The 15593-nt window shown below is 58.3% G+C and carries 20 protein-coding genes; 10 read left to right on the top strand and 10 right to left on the bottom strand.

Translation table 11 applies throughout. From position 1 onward, the window contains the following. Window positions 1-85 precede the first annotated feature (85 nt). On the bottom strand, window positions 86-898 hold the full coding sequence (gene trpA / locus FBY04_RS25775; RefSeq protein ID WP_084317481.1) for a tryptophan synthase subunit alpha: 813 nt from the start codon (window positions 896-898) through the stop codon (window positions 86-88). Next, window positions 898-2133 carry a tryptophan synthase subunit beta gene (gene trpB / locus FBY04_RS25770; protein WP_084317482.1) on the bottom strand — a complete coding sequence of 412 codons (1236 nt, stop codon included), beginning with the start codon at window positions 2131-2133 and terminating at the stop codon, window positions 898-900. Before trpB ends, trpA begins: the two co-directional genes overlap by 1 nt. A gap of 112 nt (window positions 2134-2245) precedes the next feature. Here trpB and FBY04_RS25765 point away from each other — a divergent pair, with 112 nt between their 5' ends. Beyond that, on the top strand, window positions 2246-3139 hold the full coding sequence (locus FBY04_RS25765; RefSeq protein WP_145317891.1) for a LysR family transcriptional regulator: 894 nt from the start codon (window positions 2246-2248) through the stop codon (window positions 3137-3139). Here FBY04_RS25765 and FBY04_RS25760 read toward each other — a convergent pair. Further along, window positions 3136-3462, bottom strand: coding sequence for a YqjD family protein (locus FBY04_RS25760; protein ID WP_084317484.1), 327 nt, complete (start codon window positions 3460-3462; stop codon window positions 3136-3138). The two genes, FBY04_RS25765 and FBY04_RS25760, sit on opposite strands and share 4 nt — an antisense overlap. A 158-nt stretch (window positions 3463-3620) precedes the next feature. Between FBY04_RS25760 and FBY04_RS25755 the strand changes: the two genes are divergently transcribed. Both FBY04_RS25755 and FBY04_RS25750 read left to right on the top strand, forming a co-directional pair. Further along, window positions 3621-3836, top strand: coding sequence for a dodecin (locus FBY04_RS25755; RefSeq protein ID WP_008027736.1), 216 nt, complete (start codon window positions 3621-3623; stop codon window positions 3834-3836). A gap of 121 nt (window positions 3837-3957) precedes the next feature. Continuing rightward, a complete protein-coding gene (locus FBY04_RS25750; protein ID WP_145317888.1) occupies window positions 3958-4179 on the top strand; it encodes a DUF1161 domain-containing protein in 222 nt (73 codons plus the stop codon). A 64-nt stretch (window positions 4180-4243) separates the two neighbouring features. On the opposite strand, the gene FBY04_RS25745 is transcribed toward FBY04_RS25750, so the two are convergent. Continuing rightward, on the bottom strand, window positions 4244-5245 hold the full coding sequence (locus FBY04_RS25745) for an LLM class flavin-dependent oxidoreductase (protein WP_084317486.1): 1002 nt from the start codon (window positions 5243-5245) through the stop codon (window positions 4244-4246). 244 nt (window positions 5246-5489) lie between these two features. Here FBY04_RS25745 and FBY04_RS25740 point away from each other — a divergent pair, with 244 nt between their 5' ends. Beyond that, on the top strand, window positions 5490-5921 hold the full coding sequence (locus FBY04_RS25740) for an OsmC family protein (protein WP_008152515.1): 432 nt from the start codon (window positions 5490-5492) through the stop codon (window positions 5919-5921). Between the two features lie 189 nt (window positions 5922-6110). Further along, on the top strand, window positions 6111-6350 hold the full coding sequence (locus FBY04_RS25735) for a DUF1161 domain-containing protein (protein ID WP_145317884.1): 240 nt from the start codon (window positions 6111-6113) through the stop codon (window positions 6348-6350). A 6-nt stretch (window positions 6351-6356) separates the two neighbouring features. Here FBY04_RS25735 and FBY04_RS25730 read toward each other — a convergent pair whose 3' ends face one another. After that, the gene (locus tag FBY04_RS25730; RefSeq protein ID WP_084317488.1) at window positions 6357-6779 is read right to left on the bottom strand and encodes a hypothetical protein; all 423 of its coding nucleotides are present in this window, start codon (window positions 6777-6779) and stop codon (window positions 6357-6359) included. Window positions 6780-6820: 41 nt separating this feature from the next. Further along, window positions 6821-7243 carry a hypothetical protein gene (locus FBY04_RS25725; protein ID WP_084317489.1) on the bottom strand — a complete coding sequence of 141 codons (423 nt, stop codon included), beginning with the start codon at window positions 7241-7243 and terminating at the stop codon, window positions 6821-6823. Between the two features lie 60 nt (window positions 7244-7303). Here FBY04_RS25725 and FBY04_RS25720 point away from each other — a divergent pair, with 60 nt between their 5' ends. Next, the gene (locus tag FBY04_RS25720) at window positions 7304-8395 is read left to right on the top strand and encodes an aminopeptidase (protein ID WP_145317882.1); all 1092 of its coding nucleotides are present in this window, start codon (window positions 7304-7306) and stop codon (window positions 8393-8395) included. Between the two features lie 93 nt (window positions 8396-8488). Here FBY04_RS25720 and FBY04_RS25715 read toward each other — a convergent pair whose 3' ends face one another. After that, complete coding sequence (locus FBY04_RS25715; RefSeq protein WP_145317879.1) at window positions 8489-9139, bottom strand: HAD family hydrolase; 651 nt, start codon at window positions 9137-9139, stop codon at window positions 8489-8491. Between the two features lie 26 nt (window positions 9140-9165). Continuing rightward, complete coding sequence (locus FBY04_RS25710; RefSeq protein ID WP_145317877.1) at window positions 9166-9711, bottom strand: gamma carbonic anhydrase family protein; 546 nt, start codon at window positions 9709-9711, stop codon at window positions 9166-9168. An 89-nt stretch (window positions 9712-9800) separates the two neighbouring features. Here FBY04_RS25710 and prlC point away from each other — a divergent pair, with 89 nt between their 5' ends. Both prlC and FBY04_RS25700 read left to right on the top strand, forming a co-directional pair. Next, a complete protein-coding gene (gene prlC / locus FBY04_RS25705) occupies window positions 9801-11852 on the top strand; it encodes an oligopeptidase A (RefSeq protein WP_145317874.1) in 2052 nt (683 codons plus the stop codon). Beyond that, entirely contained in the window at window positions 11849-12136 is a 288-nt protein-coding gene (locus tag FBY04_RS25700; RefSeq protein ID WP_084317493.1) for a YheV family putative zinc ribbon protein, read from the top strand. The genes prlC and FBY04_RS25700 overlap by 4 nt, the downstream gene beginning before the upstream one ends. Window positions 12137-12179: 43 nt before the next feature. Here the strand turns inward: FBY04_RS25700 and FBY04_RS25695 are convergent, their stop codons facing one another. After that, complete coding sequence (locus tag FBY04_RS25695; RefSeq protein WP_084317494.1) at window positions 12180-12821, bottom strand: tyrosine-protein phosphatase; 642 nt, start codon at window positions 12819-12821, stop codon at window positions 12180-12182. Window positions 12822-13009: 188 nt separating this feature from the next. Further along, window positions 13010-13312 (bottom strand): hypothetical protein, encoded by a 303-nt coding sequence (locus tag FBY04_RS25690; RefSeq protein ID WP_145317915.1) that lies wholly within the window; start codon window positions 13310-13312, stop codon window positions 13010-13012. A gap of 232 nt (window positions 13313-13544) precedes the next feature. Between FBY04_RS25690 and FBY04_RS25685 the strand changes: the two genes are divergently transcribed. After that, window positions 13545-14603 carry a PA0069 family radical SAM protein gene (locus tag FBY04_RS25685; RefSeq protein ID WP_145317871.1) on the top strand — a complete coding sequence of 353 codons (1059 nt, stop codon included), beginning with the start codon at window positions 13545-13547 and terminating at the stop codon, window positions 14601-14603. Window positions 14604-14847: 244 nt separating this feature from the next. Then, window positions 14848-15579, top strand: coding sequence for a carbonic anhydrase (locus tag FBY04_RS25680; protein ID WP_084317497.1), 732 nt, complete (start codon window positions 14848-14850; stop codon window positions 15577-15579). Window positions 15580-15593: the final 14 nt, after the last annotated feature.

Raw genomic sequence — 15593 nt, 5'->3', positions numbered from 1 at the left:
TTCAGAACGTAGTCCTGAAGCCCTCGGTCTTGCTGTTTAGTCTGTGCCGCGAGGCTCTAATTCCTCTGTATCAGGATCTTTACCTTCAGCTGACGCGGGCCTTACGCACGCCATCGGCCAGCGCCGAGCAAAGGCTCAACACGCCATCAATCGCCTGCTCCGGCGTCGATGCATTGGCGATGTGATCGATCAATGCCGAACCCACCACCACGCCGTCAGCCAGACGCGCGATAGACGCCGCTTGCTCCGGTGTACGAATACCGAAACCGATGCTGATCGGCAAATCGGTGTGACGACGCAGACGCGCAACCGCCTCTTCAACGTGCTCCAGCGTTGCCGCCCCAGCACCGGTCACACCGGCCACAGACACGTAGTAGACGAAGCCGGAGCTGCCGTTCAGGACGGTCGGCAGGCGCACATCATCGGTTGTCGGGGTGGTCAGACGAATGAAGTCCAGACCGGCAGCCTGGGCCGGATCGCACAGTTCGCCGTTATGCTCGGGCGGCAAGTCGACCACGATCAGACCGTCGACACCGGCCTCTTTGGCGTCGGCGATGAAACGTGGCACGCCGTACATGTGGATCGGGTTGAAGTAGCCCATCAGCACCAGCGGCGTTTCGCTGTTGCCTTCACGGAACTCACGAACCATTTGCAGGGTTTTCGCCAGGTTCTGTTTGGCGGCCAGTGCCCGAATGTTGGCCAGCTGGATCGCCGGGCCGTCGGCCATTGGATCGGTGAACGGCATGCCCAGCTCGATCACGTCGGCGCCAGCACCGGGCAAGCCTTTGAGGATCGCCAGCGAAGTGTCATAGCTCGGGTCGCCGGCGGTGACGAAAGTCACCAGAGCGGCGCGGTTCTGTTCCTTGAGTTCGGCAAAACGCGTTTGCAGGCGGCTCATCAGTGTTTCTCCTGCTTGGACTGCACTTGTTGAGAGTTTTCCATGTGGTGCATCACGGTTTGCATGTCTTTGTCGCCACGGCCGGACAGGTTGACCACCATCAGGTGATCTTTCGGCAAGCTCGGGGCGCGCTTGAATACTTCGGCCAGGGCGTGGGCGCTTTCCAATGCAGGAATAATCCCTTCCAGGCGGCAGCATTTATGGAATGCGTCGAGGGCTTCGTCATCGGTCACCGAGGTGTATTGAACGCGACCGATGTCATGCAACCAGGCGTGCTCCGGGCCGATCCCCGGGTAGTCGAGGCCGGCGGAGATCGAGTGAGCGTCGATGATCTGGCCATCGTCATCCTGCAGCAGGAAAGTACGGTTGCCGTGCAGCACACCCGGTACGCCGCCGTTCAGGCTGGCGGCGTGCTTGCCGGTTTCGATGCCGTGACCGGCCGCTTCAACACCGATGATCTCGACGCTTTTGTCGTCGAGGAACGGATGGAACAGGCCCATGGCGTTGGAACCACCGCCGATGCATGCGACCAGGCTGTCTGGCAGACGACCTTCCTGAGCCTGCAGTTGATCGCGGGTTTCCTTGCCGATGACGGCCTGGAAGTCGCGGACCATCGCCGGATAAGGGTGCGGGCCGGCAACAGTGCCGATCAGGTAGAACGTGCTGTCGACGTTGGTCACCCAGTCACGCAGGGCTTCGTTCATCGCATCTTTCAGGGTGCCGGTGCCGGCGACCACCGGGATCACTTCGGCGCCCAGCAGTTTCATGCGGAACACGTTGGCTTGCTGACGCTCGATGTCGGTGGTGCCCATGTAGATCACGCAGTCGAGGCCAAAACGCGCGGCCACGGTGGCGGTCGCCACACCGTGCATGCCGGCGCCGGTCTCGGCGATGATGCGTTTCTTGCCCATGCGCCGGGCCAGCAGGATCTGGCCGATGCAGTTGTTGATCTTGTGCGCGCCGGTATGGTTCAGCTCTTCACGCTTCAGATAAATCTTCGCGCCGCCGCAGAATTCGGTCAGGCGTTCGGCGTAATACAGCGGGCTGGGACGTCCGACGTAGTCACGCTGGAAGTAGGCCAATTCCTCTTTGAATGCAGGATCTTCCTTGGCTGCTTCGTACTCGCGGGCCAGATCGAGGATCAACGGCATCAGGGTTTCGGCGACGTAGCGGCCACCGAACGCGCCAAACAGGCCGTTGGCGTCGGGGCCGTTGCGCAGATTAGTCTGGGTCATGGGTCGCTCCGGTTGAATGCGTAAGATGACAATGGGCTTAACTCTACCCCTGACACCCTGAGCTGAAAACCGATAAGATCGCCGCAACCTGTCAGGAAAACTCACAGATCCCATGAGCCATGACCTTCCCCCGTTGAATGCCCTACGCGCCTTCGAAGCCACTGCCCGCTTGAATAGCGTCAGTCAGGCCGCCGAACAGCTGCATGTCACCCACGGCGCAGTCAGTCGACAACTGAAAGTGCTCGAAGAGCATCTGCGCGTGAGTCTGTTCATCAAGGATGGACGCGGCCTTAAACTCACAGATGCCGGCGTGCGATTGCGCGACGCCAGCGGTGAAGCGTTCGAACGGTTGCGCACCGTCTGCGCCGAATTGACGCAAAGCACGGCCGACGCACCGTTCGTGCTCGGCTGCTCGGGGAGTCTTTTGGCTCGCTGGTTCATTCCGCGCCTGGGCCGGTTGAATGCAGATTTGCCGGACCTGCGCCTGCACCTGTCGGCCGGTGAAGGCGATCTCGATCCTCGTCGACCGGGGCTGGACGCGTTACTGGTGTTTGCCGAGCCACCATGGCCAGCGGACATGCAGGTCTACGAATTGGCCAGCGAACGCATCGGCCCGGTCATGAGCCCGCGCATCGCCGGTTACGACCGACTGGAAAAGGCACCGGCAAGCGCGCTGTTGAACGAGCCGTTGCTGCACACCACCTCACGTCCGCAGGCCTGGCCAAGCTGGGCGCAGCAAAACGGCCTCGACGCCAATGCGTTGAAGTACGGGCAGGGTTTCGAGCATTTGTATTATTTGCTGGAGGCGGCGGTCGCCGGGCTGGGTGTGGCGATTGCCCCTGAACCGCTGGTGGCCGAAGACTTGAAGGCCGGTCGCCTGGTTGCGCCGTGGGGCTTCAGTGAAACTCCGGCGCAACTGGCGTTGTGGCTACCCAAGCGCGCCGCGGATGGGCGCGCCCGGCAACTGGCGCAGTGGCTCAAAAACGAGCTGCGCCAAGCAGATTAGTCGCCGCGTTTGAACAGCAGGTACGCCGCAAGCAAACCCAGCGCACCCACAGCGACACCGGCTGTAGTCCAAGGGTGTTCCTGAGCGTAGTCCCGGGTGGCGATACCGGTTTCACGGGTTTTGACTTTGACTTCTTCATACGCATCGCTGAGCAGATGACGCGAATGTTTCAGGGCGCTCTCAGCGTTGGCTTTCAAAGCCTTGAGGGTTTTACGCGACTCGTCCGAGGCGTCGTCCTTCAGGTTTTCCAAAGACTTCAGCAGACTCTCGATCTCGGCTTCCATGCTTTGCAATGAGGCTTTACGTAAAGAGGTGTTGGCCATGGTGGCTCTCCTGCATTGATGATGAGTGGCGTGTGTTGGTTGGGACTTCAGGGGTTCGAGAAAGTGCAGTAAATCTGAACTTCTGTGTCGGACAGACCGACAGAAGTAATACGAAAAATCACTGCTAGGCTGTATTTCACACCCTGAGGAGAACGCCCATGACTGACCATCACACTTACAAGAAAGTCGAGCTTGTCGGCTCATCCACCAGCAGCATTGAAGACGCCATCAACAACGCGCTGGCCGAAGCCAGTAAAAGTCTGAAGTACATGGAATGGTTCGAAGTGACGGAAACCCGCGGGCACATCAAGGACGGCAAGGCTGCACACTTCCAGGTAACGCTCAAAGTCGGGTTCCGGATTGCCAGCAGCTGAGTTTGAGCGAGTCTTCTGAACTTGCGCGCCGGCCGAATGCCATAGGGAATGGCAAAGCGCTACATGAGTGCATCCGGCTGATGGCTGGATGCTCCCTTTTTCCGACCAGGGAGTGCGACCAATGAAGAAGTTTATGTTGGCGGTAGGTTTGTTGAGCCTTGCGGGTGCTGCCTTTGCTGAAGGCAAGCCGTGCGAAGAACTGAAAGCCGAAATCGCCGCGAAACTGGATGCCAAGGGCGTTTCCAATTACTCACTGGAGATCGTCGACAAAGGCGCAGCTGACGGAAAAGTCGTCGGCACCTGTGAAAAAGGCACCAAGCAAATCGTCTACAAGCAGGGCTGACCTCCCTCGAATATGAAAAAGCCGACGCAATGGCGTCGGCTTTTTTGTGCGCGCTGTTTCAGCGTCAGCCCTTCATGACCTGCGCCAGCAGCTCGTAGGAGTGCACGCGATCGGCATGTTCGTACAGGTCGCAGGTAAAAATCAGCTCGTCTGCCTGGGTCTGCTCAATCAGAACGTCCAGCTTGGCGCGGATCTTCTGTGGGCTCCCCACCATCGCCAGCCCCAGGAAATCATGGACCGCGTCTTTCTCATGGGGCAGCCACAGGCCATCCATGGTTTTCACCGGCGGACGCTGCACCAGGCTTTGGCCACGCATCAACGCGAGAATGCGCTGATAGACCGACGTTGCCAGATACTCGGCCTGCTCGTCGGTGTCAGCCGCTACCAGCGGAACGCCCAGCATCACGTAAGGCTTATCCAATACCGCTGAAGGCTTGAAGTGATTGCGATAGACGCGAATCGCCTCATGCATGAAACGTGGTGCAAAATGGGAAGCGAAGGCGTAGGGCAAACCGCGCTCACCCGCCAGTTGTGCACTGAACAGGCTCGAACCCAGCAACCAGACCGGAACGTTGGTGCCGGTACCCGGCATTGCGATGATCCGTTGGTCCGGCGTGCGCGGGCCGAGGTAGCGCATCAACTCCGCGACGTCTTCAGGAAAATCGTCGGCGCTGCCCGAGCGCTCACGCCGCAGGGCGCGGGCGGTCATCTGATCGGAACCGGGGGCGCGTCCCAGGCCGAGGTCAATCCGGCCCGGATAAAGGCTTTCGAGCGTACCGAACTGCTCGGCGATCACCAGCGGCGCGTGGTTGGGCAACATCACGCCACCCGAGCCGACCCGAATGGTGGACGTGCCGCCGGCCAGATAACCAAGCAACACCGAGGTCGCCGAACTGGCGATGCCGTCCATGTTGTGGTGTTCGGCAACCCAGAAACGGTTGTAGCCGAATTTTTCGACGTGCTGCGCCAGGTCCAGAGAGTTGCGCAGCGACTGGGCAGCGCTGCCGTTCTCGCGCACAGGCACCAGATCAAGGGTCGAGAATTTGATATCGGACAGTCGTTTCATAAACCTGCTTCTCCAATTTGAGGACGCAGGTTTTTTCTTGAAAACGAAAACCTGCCGAATCCATAGGCGTGTTTCATGCAATGAGGGCATATACCCGAGTTTCAATAGCCAAGGCAAAAAAACCTACGAAAACGGTAGGATTAATGAGATCAGGTGAACTTTGCACCACCGTCTATCCTCAGAACCCTAGCAACCGAAAACCACGAAGGCGCGACGCTTCGCGCCGGATTCTGAGGAGGCAGACATGGCTATTACCAAGAAAGCATCGGCGCATTGGGAAGGTGATCTGAAAACCGGCATCGGCTCGATTTCCACGGAAACCGGTGTTCTCAGAGAAGCGCCCTACGGCTTCAAGGCCCGTTTCGAAGGCGGAAAAGGCACCAATCCGGAAGAGCTGATCGGCGCGGCCCACGCGGGCTGTTTCTCCATGGCTTTTTCGATGATTCTCGGCGATGCCGGTCTCAAGGCTGACAGCATCGATACCAATGCCGAGGTCACACTGGACCAGGTGGACGGCGGGTTCGCGATCACGGCGGTGAAATTGATCCTCAAGGCAAAAATTCCTGGCGCGACTCAGGCGCAGTTCGAGGAGCTGAGCAATAAAGCCAAAGAAGGCTGCCCAGTGTCCAAAGTGCTGAATGCGAAGATCAGTCTGGATGCCACATTGGTCAGCTAAATTTTGTGTTGAAACGGAAAGATCGCAGCCTGCGGCAGCGCCTACAGGGTTCGAGTCAATCTGTAGGAGCGGCCTCAGGCCGCGATCTTTTTTGCATGGAAACAAAACCCGGCTGGCGTGACTGTGGTCGAATAAATGACAGCAGCGAAAACGCATCAACCTGCGTGCTGCCTCAAAGGAGCTTCAACCATGAAACGTTTTGCCCTGGTGATCATCTGCAGTGTGCTGGCCACTTCGGCGTTTGCAGCGCCCAAGGATTGCGAAGAACTCAAGAATGAGATCGAAGTGAAGATTCAGGCGAATGCCGTGCCCTCCTACACGCTGGAAATCGTGTCGAAGGAAGAAGCCGACAAGCATGACACCGCGATGGTCGTCGGCACTTGCGACAACGGCACCAAAGCCATCATTTACCAGAGGAACGACAGCTGATACGGCTCACATGAGGCAATAGGACTCTCGGTCTTCAGCGACGATTTCCCGCTTGGCGTTGTACAACCGGGCGCCGGGAGTGAACGCTATCGAACGGCCTTCCAGCACATAACGCTGGCCTGCTTCGAAATGATCGTAGTTGATGGTCAGGTAGCACAAACGCTCCGAGGGACCGTTCATCACACCCAAGCCTCCGCCACCGGGCACTTCAAAGTCGAAACGAACGATCAGCTCATGACTGCCGGGCGTCACCTGGAAGAAACGCCCATCGCGCAATCGCTGATTGTCCAGTCGCTCGGCCATCAGCAACTTATCGTTGGGGAAGGGCGTAGAAAATTCGATCCACGCCATTTGTGGATTGACCGCCGGCAACGGACTCTGGCAACCGGCGACGGCGCCTGCCGCGAGCAATAGCAACAACCTGCGCATGATGAATGTCCCAAGGATTGGTCATTTCAGCATAACGCCGATCAAGTGCGTTGGCAGCCCGCCGGTGTGCCTTGGCCTATGACTTTTCGCTGTTGATCATAGAGCTTGGCCCACGGCCGAAATCCGATATTCCCTGCTTGCAGCTGATATTTCTCACCCGCGTTGAAGCCGTTGAATTTCACATTCAGTTGGCAATCGCGCCATAGCGGCTCGGCGTCGGGCCCGATGTTGCCCGGCTCGACCGGGAATTGATAACGCACCGTCAACTCATGGCTGCCGGGCTGAACCTCGAAATAGCGCTTGTCGGTAGAGGCCTTGTTATCGACTTCCAGCGCTTGCAGCGCAGTGTCTTGTTGCTGTGTATGGAGATCGATCCACGCTTGAGCGGGATCAGGGTGAGGTAATCCGAATCCTGCACAGCCTGTCAGCATCAACAGGCCTCCCGTCAGCATCATCTTGCGCATAGCGGAGCTCCAGTCAGGCGGGATAGTCTTGCGGGCAGACTCTCCAGGGATGATTTTATTTTGATCAGGCCGCTTCCAAGCCTTGGGTTACTTGATCGCGTTTTGCGCGTTTTGTTTCCGGGTGTGTTGTTTTTGTTGCTCCATGGTTGCGCCAGCGTCAGCTATTACGGCCAATTGACCAGTGGTCAGCTGCAATTGCTGCGGGCGCGGGAGCCGGTTTCCGAGGTGATTGCCGACCCTGCCCGCGATCAGAAACTGCGTGCACATCTGGCCCAATCGCAGAAGGCACGAGCGTTCGCCAGCCAGCAGCTGCATCTGCCGGATAACCAAAGCTACCGTTTGTACGCTGACATTGGCCGACCGTTCGTAGTCTGGAACGTGTTTGCCACGCCGGAATTCTCCCTCACACCACAAAACTATTGTTTCCCCGTCGCAGGTTGCGTGGCCTATCGCGGCTATTACAGCCAGAGCGCGGCCCGTGGCGAGGCAGCATTGCTGCGACTGCAAGGTATGGACGTGTCGATCGGCGGTGTCGAGGCTTATTCGACGCTCGGCTGGTTCAACGATCCGATCATCAGTTCGATGATGAGTTGGGGGGATGAACGGTTGGCGACCTTGATCTTCCATGAGTTGGCGCACCAGCGCTTTTATGTGAAGGACGACACTGAATTCAACGAGTCTTTCGCCACGTTCGTGGAACAGGAAGGCACTCGGCAGTGGCGAGCGTATCGCGGGTTGGCGCCGGACAATGGCGCCGAAGCGCAGCGGCGGGATCAGTTTGTTCAACTGGTTCTGGACACGCGCACGCGATTGGAAAAGCTATACGCTCAGCCGCTCGCCACCGATCAGATGCGTCAACGCAAAGCCGCTGAGTTTGAGCGGTTGCGCGTTGAATACCGGCAGTTGCGCGACAACCAATGGGCCGGAGACAAACGCTATGACACTTGGATCAACGCCCCGATGAACAACGCCCGGTTGTTGCCGTTTGGTTTGTACGACCAGTGGGTGCCGGCGTTTGCGGCGTTGTTCCGACAGGAGGGCGGGGATTGGGTGAAGTTTTATACGGCGGTGGAAAGGCTGGGCGCGTTGCCTGTAAAGGAGCGGAAGGCGGCATTGAAAGCCTTGGCGGAATCGGACATTTCCGGTGACTGAATTTACCTCTTCGCGGGCAAGCCCGCTCCCACATTGGATCTGCGGTATACAGAAATCCCTGTGGGAGCGGGCCTGCCCGCGAAAGCTATTTAACTAACGCCGCAAAAACGCCTGATGCATCTCCTCCAGCGTTTCAAAGTGATACGTCGGCGCTTCTGCGCTCAACTCTTCACGGCTGCCAAAACCATAACCCACCGCGGCGGCATCCAGGCCGTTGCTGCGCGCACCGATGAGGTCATGTTTACGGTCGCCGATCATCAGGGTGTTGGCCGGGTCCAGGTTTTCTTCGGCCATCAGGTGGGCAATCAGCTCGACCTTGTTGGTCCGTGTGCCATCCAGTTCGCTGCCGTAAATGACTTTAAAGTGTTTGGCGAAATCGAAGTGCCGGGCGATTTCCCGGGCGAAGATCCAGGGCTTGGAAGTCGCGATGTACAGATGACGGCCTTGCACGCCGAGGGTTTCCAGCAGCGGCGTAACGCCATCGAACACGCTATTCTCATACAGGCCGGTGACCTTGAAGCGCTCGCGATAGAAATTCACCGCCTCCCAGGCTTTGGGTTCGTCGAAGTCGTAGAACTGCATGAACGCCTGTAACAACGGCGGGCCGATGAAGTGTTCCAGTTTGGTCAGGTCGGGTTCATCGATCCCCAGTTTGCCCAGGGCGAACTGGATCGAGCGGGTGATGCCCTCGCGCGGGTCGGTCAGGGTGCCATCGAGGTCGAACAATACGGTTTGGTAATGCATGTTGAATCCTGAATAAGGGCGCAGGGTCAGAGCTGGTCGTAGCCTTCGGCCAGATACAGATCCTTGAGCTTCACGTAATTCGCCGCGCTGTAGGTGAAAAAGGCTTGTTCCTTGTCAGTCAGCGGACGGATCTGTTTCACCGGGCTGCCGACATACAGAAAGCCGCTTGCCAGGCGTTTGCCCGGCGGCACCAGGCTACCGGCGCCGATGATCACGTCGTCCTCGACCACAGCGCCGTCCATGACGATGCTGCCCATGCCGATCAGCACCCGGCTGCCCACGCTGCACCCGTGAAGCATGACTTTGTGCGCGATGGTCACGTCATCGCCGATCAAACACGCAAAGCCATCAGGATTGAACGGTCCGGCGTGGGTGATGTGCAACACACAGCCGTCCTGCACGCTGGTGCGCGCGCCAATCCGGATGCGGTGCATGTCGCCACGGATCACCGTCAGCGGCCAAACGGAGCTGTCATCGCCGATTTCGACGTCGCCGATCACCACCGCCGAACTGTCGACAAAAGCGCCTTTGCCCAGCAGTGGCGTATGGTTCTGATACTTGCGAAGGGTCACGATAGGGTTTCTCTCTGTTGCCGATAGCTGCGGTGAGCGTCGATTGTAATTAAGATGGCCGCATGTTTCTTCCAGCCAAGGTGCCAACCGTGAGCGTGAACAACCCTCTTCTGCAGTCCTACGACCTGCCGCCATTCTCGGCGATCCGTGCCGAACACGTGCAACCGGCCATTGAACAGATCCTGGCTGACAACCGCGCCGCGATTAACGAGATCCTCAAAACCCAGGGCAAACAACCGACCTGGGCCGGCCTGGTGCTGGCGATGGACGAACTCAACGATCGTCTGGGCGCGGCCTGGAGCCCGGTCAGCCACCTGAATGCCGTGTGCAACAGCACCGAATTGCGCGAAGCCTACGAGTCCTGCCTGCCCGCCCTGAGTGCCTACTCTACCGAGCTGGGCCAGAACCGCGAATTGTTCGAGGCCTTCGAAGCCCTGGCCAGCAGTCCGCAAGCCGCCGGTTTCGACGTGGCGCAGAAAACTATCCTGGAACACTCCCTGCGTGACTTCCGTCTGTCGGGTATCGACCTGCCTGAAGCCGAGCAAAAACGTTACGCCGAAGTGCAAAGCAAATTGTCCGAGCTGGGCAGCCGCTTTTCCAACCAGTTGCTCGATGCGACCCAAGCCTGGACCAAACACGTTACCGACGAAGCCGCCCTCGCCGGCCTGACCGATTCCGCCAAGGCACAAATGGCCGCCGCAGCCCAGGCCAAGGGTCTGGAGGGCTTCCTGATCACTCTGGAATTCCCGAGTTACTACGCGGTGATGACCTACGCCCAGGACCGAGCCCTGCGCGAAGAAGTCTACGCCGCCTACTGCACCCGTGCGTCGGACCAGGGCCCGAATGCCGGTCAGAACGATAATGGTCCGGTGATGGAAGAAATCCTCGACCTGCGTCAGGAGCTGGCAAGACTCCTGGGCTTCGGCAGCTTCTCGGAGCTGAGTCTGGCCACCAAAATGGCTGAATCCAGTGATCAGGTGCTGAGTTTCCTGCGCGATCTGGCCAAGCGCAGCAAGCCCTTCGCCACCCAGGATCTGGAACAGCTCAAGGCCTACGCCGCCGAACAAGGCTGCCCGGACCTGCAAAGCTGGGACAGCGGTTTCTACGGTGAAAAACTCCGCGAACAACGGTACAGCGTTGCCCAGGAAGCCCTGCGCGCCTATTTCCCGATTGATAAAGTGTTGAGCGGTCTGTTCGCCATCGTTCAACGTCTGTACGGCATCGAAATTGCCGAGCAGACGGGCTTCGATACCTGGCACCCTGACGTTCGCCTGTTCGAAATCAAGGAAAACGGCCAGCATGTCGGCCGCTTCTTCTTCGACCTTTACGCCCGCGCCAACAAGCGCGGCGGTGCCTGGATGGACGGCGCCCGCGACCGTCGCCGCACCGCTGAAGGCACACTGCAAAACCCGGTGGCCAATCTGGTGTGCAACTTCACACCGGCCGACAGCGGCAAGCCTGCGCTGCTGACCCACGACGAAGTGACTACCCTGTTCCACGAATTCGGTCACGGCCTGCATCACCTGCTGACTCGCGTCGAATACGCTGGCGTATCCGGCATCAACGGCGTGGCATGGGATGCGGTCGAGCTGCCAAGTCAGTTCATGGAAAACTGGTGCTGGGAGCCGGAAGGTCTGGCGCTGATTTCCGGTCATTACGAAACCGGTGAGCCACTGCCCCAGGATCTGCTGGAAAAAATGCTCGCAGCGAAGAACTTCCAGTCCGGCCTGATGATGGTGCGTCAGCTGGAGTTTTCATTGTTCGACTTCGAACTGCATGCCACCCACGGCGATGGCCGCAGCGTGCTGCAAGTGCTCGAAGGCATACGCGATGAGGTCTCGGTCATGCGCCCTCCGGCTTACAACCGCTTCCCGAACAGCTTCGCGCACATTTTCGCCGGTGGTTACGCCGCGGGTTACTACAGCTACAAATGGGCAGAGGTTCTGTCCGCCGACGCTTTCTCGAAGTTCGAAGAGGACGGCGTGCTCAACGCCCAAACCGGTCGAGCCTTCCGCGAAGCGATCCTGGCGCGAGGTGGTTCGCAGGAGCCGATGGTGCTGTTCGTCGACTTCCGTGGCCGTGCCCCGTCGATTGACGCACTCTTGCGCCACAGCGGCCTGAGTGAGGACGCAGCAGCATGAGCGAGGGGCCTGTGAAGACGAAAAAACGCTTCATCGCCGGGGCTGTCTGCCCGGCCTGTAGTGAGCCGGACAAGTTGATGATGTGGAGCGAAGACGATGTCCCGCATCGCGAATGCGTGGGCTGCGGCTATTCCGATACGCTCAATGAACAAGGCCTGTCCGTCCCCAAGGAACTGGGGACGCGGGTCAATGTTTCAGCGCTGAAGGTACCGGACGCCAAGGTTCAGGCCGTACAGTTTTTCCCGAACCCGAAGTTGAAGAAAAAGCCTGACGAACAGCACTGAGTTCAGTGGTCACCTCCCATGGCGCAATGCCGTGGGGGGCTGTTTATTCGACGTGGGCGGACTTGAACCAGCTTTTCATCGAGCACGCGGCGAACGGGCTTGTGCTGCAGTCGCCGTTGGCCAGCGCAGTGCGCAGCTTCTCGGCATCGGCCTGCATCATGTAACGAACACCGTCCCTGAAGTGCGTGCTGTCACCAAAGCCGCCCTGAGTCATCTCGTTCAGGGCGTCCTCCTTGCTCCACCCCTGCACGACCACCCGGTACATGGCGGCCATCAGGCCAGTCCGGTCCGAGCCGTGTTTGCAGTGCATCAGCACCGGGCCTTTGGCTTCGGCACTCTGAATGGCACGAAGGGCTGTGAGGACTTGCGCATCATCCACGTGATTGGTGCGGTAGGGCAGTTGAACCTGTTCGATACCGGGCGAGACCAGCCAGCTTGAATCGGGCTCGGGCAGGAAGTTGATCACCGTGGCGACCTTGAGTTTTTCCAGCAAGGGAACCACGCCGCGGTCGGGTAATGCGCTGCGGTAGAGGGTCGGGGACATCTGGAAAAGGTTGTACTGAACCTCGACCGGTTGAGCCCACTCCGCAGGACGGGGCACGACTGTCTCGTCAGCATGGGCGAACGTCAGGTTGAACAGTGCAACCAGCGACAAACACATCGCAGGGATAAGACGTGAGGACATGCGGGGCAACCATATTGAGAGGCGGGGTGACGACGCCACAATGAGCCTTGAACGGTCAAAGACCCGTGAGCCATCTGTCAAAGAATCGTGAATCAACTCCTTTTGAAATCCTGCGATTCCTTATCCGAATCCCCGCTCACAACTAAACCTGCATGAACACCCACACAGGCTTAGTTAGAAAAACATACTTATGGATTGACGATACTGAAATAAGCTTTTGCCAGAGCCAACAGTTTCTCCTTGTCGTCGTTGTCGATATCGCCATCACCGTCCACATCACTTTTGACGAGTTTGATGTTGAAAGAACGACCACCGTCAACCGAGGTTGCCGTCATATAGACGGAGTCCACCAGAGCCTCGGTCTGCGCTTCGTTTGCGGCATCCCAACCCGATTCCTTGCGGGCAAGCTGTATTGAAACGAGCGTATTGGGTTCTGAAGGGCCTGGCTGCATAAGTTGTAAAAAGATACCGCGCTGATTAAAAAACGACATTGTATAAATTCCATTTAAAGAGTGAATACACGAAACTTCGTGCGAGACGAATACTACTAACCAAGTTAGCTTCAACGCTATTCGCCAACTGTTTCCCAGCATGTCATCCAGTTGCACTTGTCGATCAACTTCATTGCAAAGAATTTTCGTGCCGTGCCAAAGTGCCGAACGGCACTGGCCGGCTCGCGCAACCTCCGATACTGTATGCACATACAGCAACGAGTATTGATCGATGAGCACTCCCTTGCCACCTCGCGGGCGCGGCACCGCCACCAACCCGCACAACCGCTTCGCGCCAAATCGTTCGGTGGCGGAGGATGACGGCTGGTATCAGGAAGCGCCGATGACCCAGGACACCGAGGTGCGCATCGAGACCGCGAAAACCATCATCACCCGCAACAACTCGCCGGACCTGCCCTTCGATCGCTCGATCAATCCCTATCGCGGCTGCGAGCACGGCTGCATTTATTGCTATGCACGGCCCAGCCACGCTTACTGGGACATGTCACCAGGGCTGGATTTCGAAACAAAACTGATTGCCAAGACCAACGCCGCCGATGTGCTGGAGGAGCAACTGTCCAAACGCGGCTATCAATGCGCACCGATCAACCTGGGCTCCAACACCGATCCGTACCAGCCCATCGAACGCGAACACAAGATCACCCGCAAAACGTTGGAAGTGCTGCTGCGTTACCGTCACCCGGTGACGATCATCACCAAGGGCTCGCTGATCCTGCGCGACCTGGACCTGTTGGCCGAACTCGCCGAACAACGGCTGGTAGCGGTGATGATCAGCCTTACCACCCTGGACGATGAACTCAAGCGCATCCTCGAACCGCGCGCCGCTGCGCCCAAGGCCCGCCTGAGGGCGATCCGGGTGATGCGTGAGGCCGGGGTTCCGGTGGGCGTGCTGTGTTCGCCGATGATTCCGATGATCAACGACAGCGAACTCGAAAGCCTGCTGACCGAGGCGCAGGCGGCCGGCGCACAAAGTGCGGCCTACATGATGTTGCGCCTGCCACTGGAAGTGGCACCGTTGTTCGAAGAATGGCTGGCGGCCCACTATCCTCAACGCGCCGCTCATGTATTGAGCCTGATCCGCCAAAGCCGCGGCGGTGAGCTCTACGACAGTCGGTTTGGCAGCCGGATGCGGGGCGAAGGTCCGTTTGCCGACTTGCTGGCACAACGATTTGCCAAGACCATCAAACGCCTGGGACTGAATCGACGGGAGGGTTTCAATCTGGATTGCGACGCCTTTTGTCCGCCGGGTCGCCAGATGTCGTTGATTTGAGGACAATTGGCCTATGGTTGAGTAGGCGCACTGGTGCGACCTATTTAGGCTGGTCACGTTTTTTGTGACCTGGAACACACGGTCTAGAGCAGTTGATTCAGTTTGAGTTAAGTTTCGGCAGCTACCTTGTTCATCGAGTGACTGACGGGTCGAGATTCATGACCTGGATGTTTTTTAACCAGCCACTGGCTTCACACCGGACAAAACGGGAAAATTCCCTGACTCCGCCAATGAGGATGAATTCATGAGTGACAAGGATAAACAGCCGTTGGCTGCGTCGGCTTCAGCCCCAACCGAGGCGGAAACCGCCGATGCAGCGTTGAAGCATATTGTTGATGGTTTTTTGCATTTTCATCATGAGATCTTTCCGCAGCAGGAAGAGCTTTTCAAAAAACTCGCCACCGCCCAACAGCCAAGGGCGATGTTCATTACCTGCGCCGATTCGCGCATCGTGCCCGAATTGATCACCCACAGTTCGCCCGGCGATCTGTTCGTGACACGCAACGTTGGCAACGTCGTACCGCCTTACGGTCAGATGAACGGTGGCGTTTCCACGGCCATCGAATACGCGGTGCTGGCGCTGGGCGTGCAACACATCATCATCTGCGGCCACTCCGATTGTGGCGCGATGCGTGCGGTGCTCAATCCCGATAGCCTGGAAAAGATGCCCACGGTCAAAGCCTGGCTGCGGCATGCGGAAGTCGCGAAAACCATGGTGCACGAGAACTGCAACTGCACCGACGAAAACGAGACAATGCACATCCTCACCGAAGAGAATGTCATTGCCCAATTGCAGCATTTGCGTACTCATCCCTCGGTAGCCTCGCGCATGGCGAACGGTCATCTGTTCATCCATGGCTGGGTCTACGACATCGAAACCAGCGCAATCAAGGCTTATGACGCCGATCAGGGTCGTTTCCTGCCCCTCGATGGCAGCCATCCGATACCGGTGGCAACGCCCAAAGCGCGCTTCTAAATCTTCCTAAAAAT

This window comes from Pseudomonas sp. SJZ080 (genome assembly GCF_007828295.1).
Lineage (GTDB): Bacteria > Pseudomonadota > Gammaproteobacteria > Pseudomonadales > Pseudomonadaceae > Aquipseudomonas > Aquipseudomonas migulae_A.
This window is presented reverse-complemented; position numbering and strand designations above follow the sequence as displayed.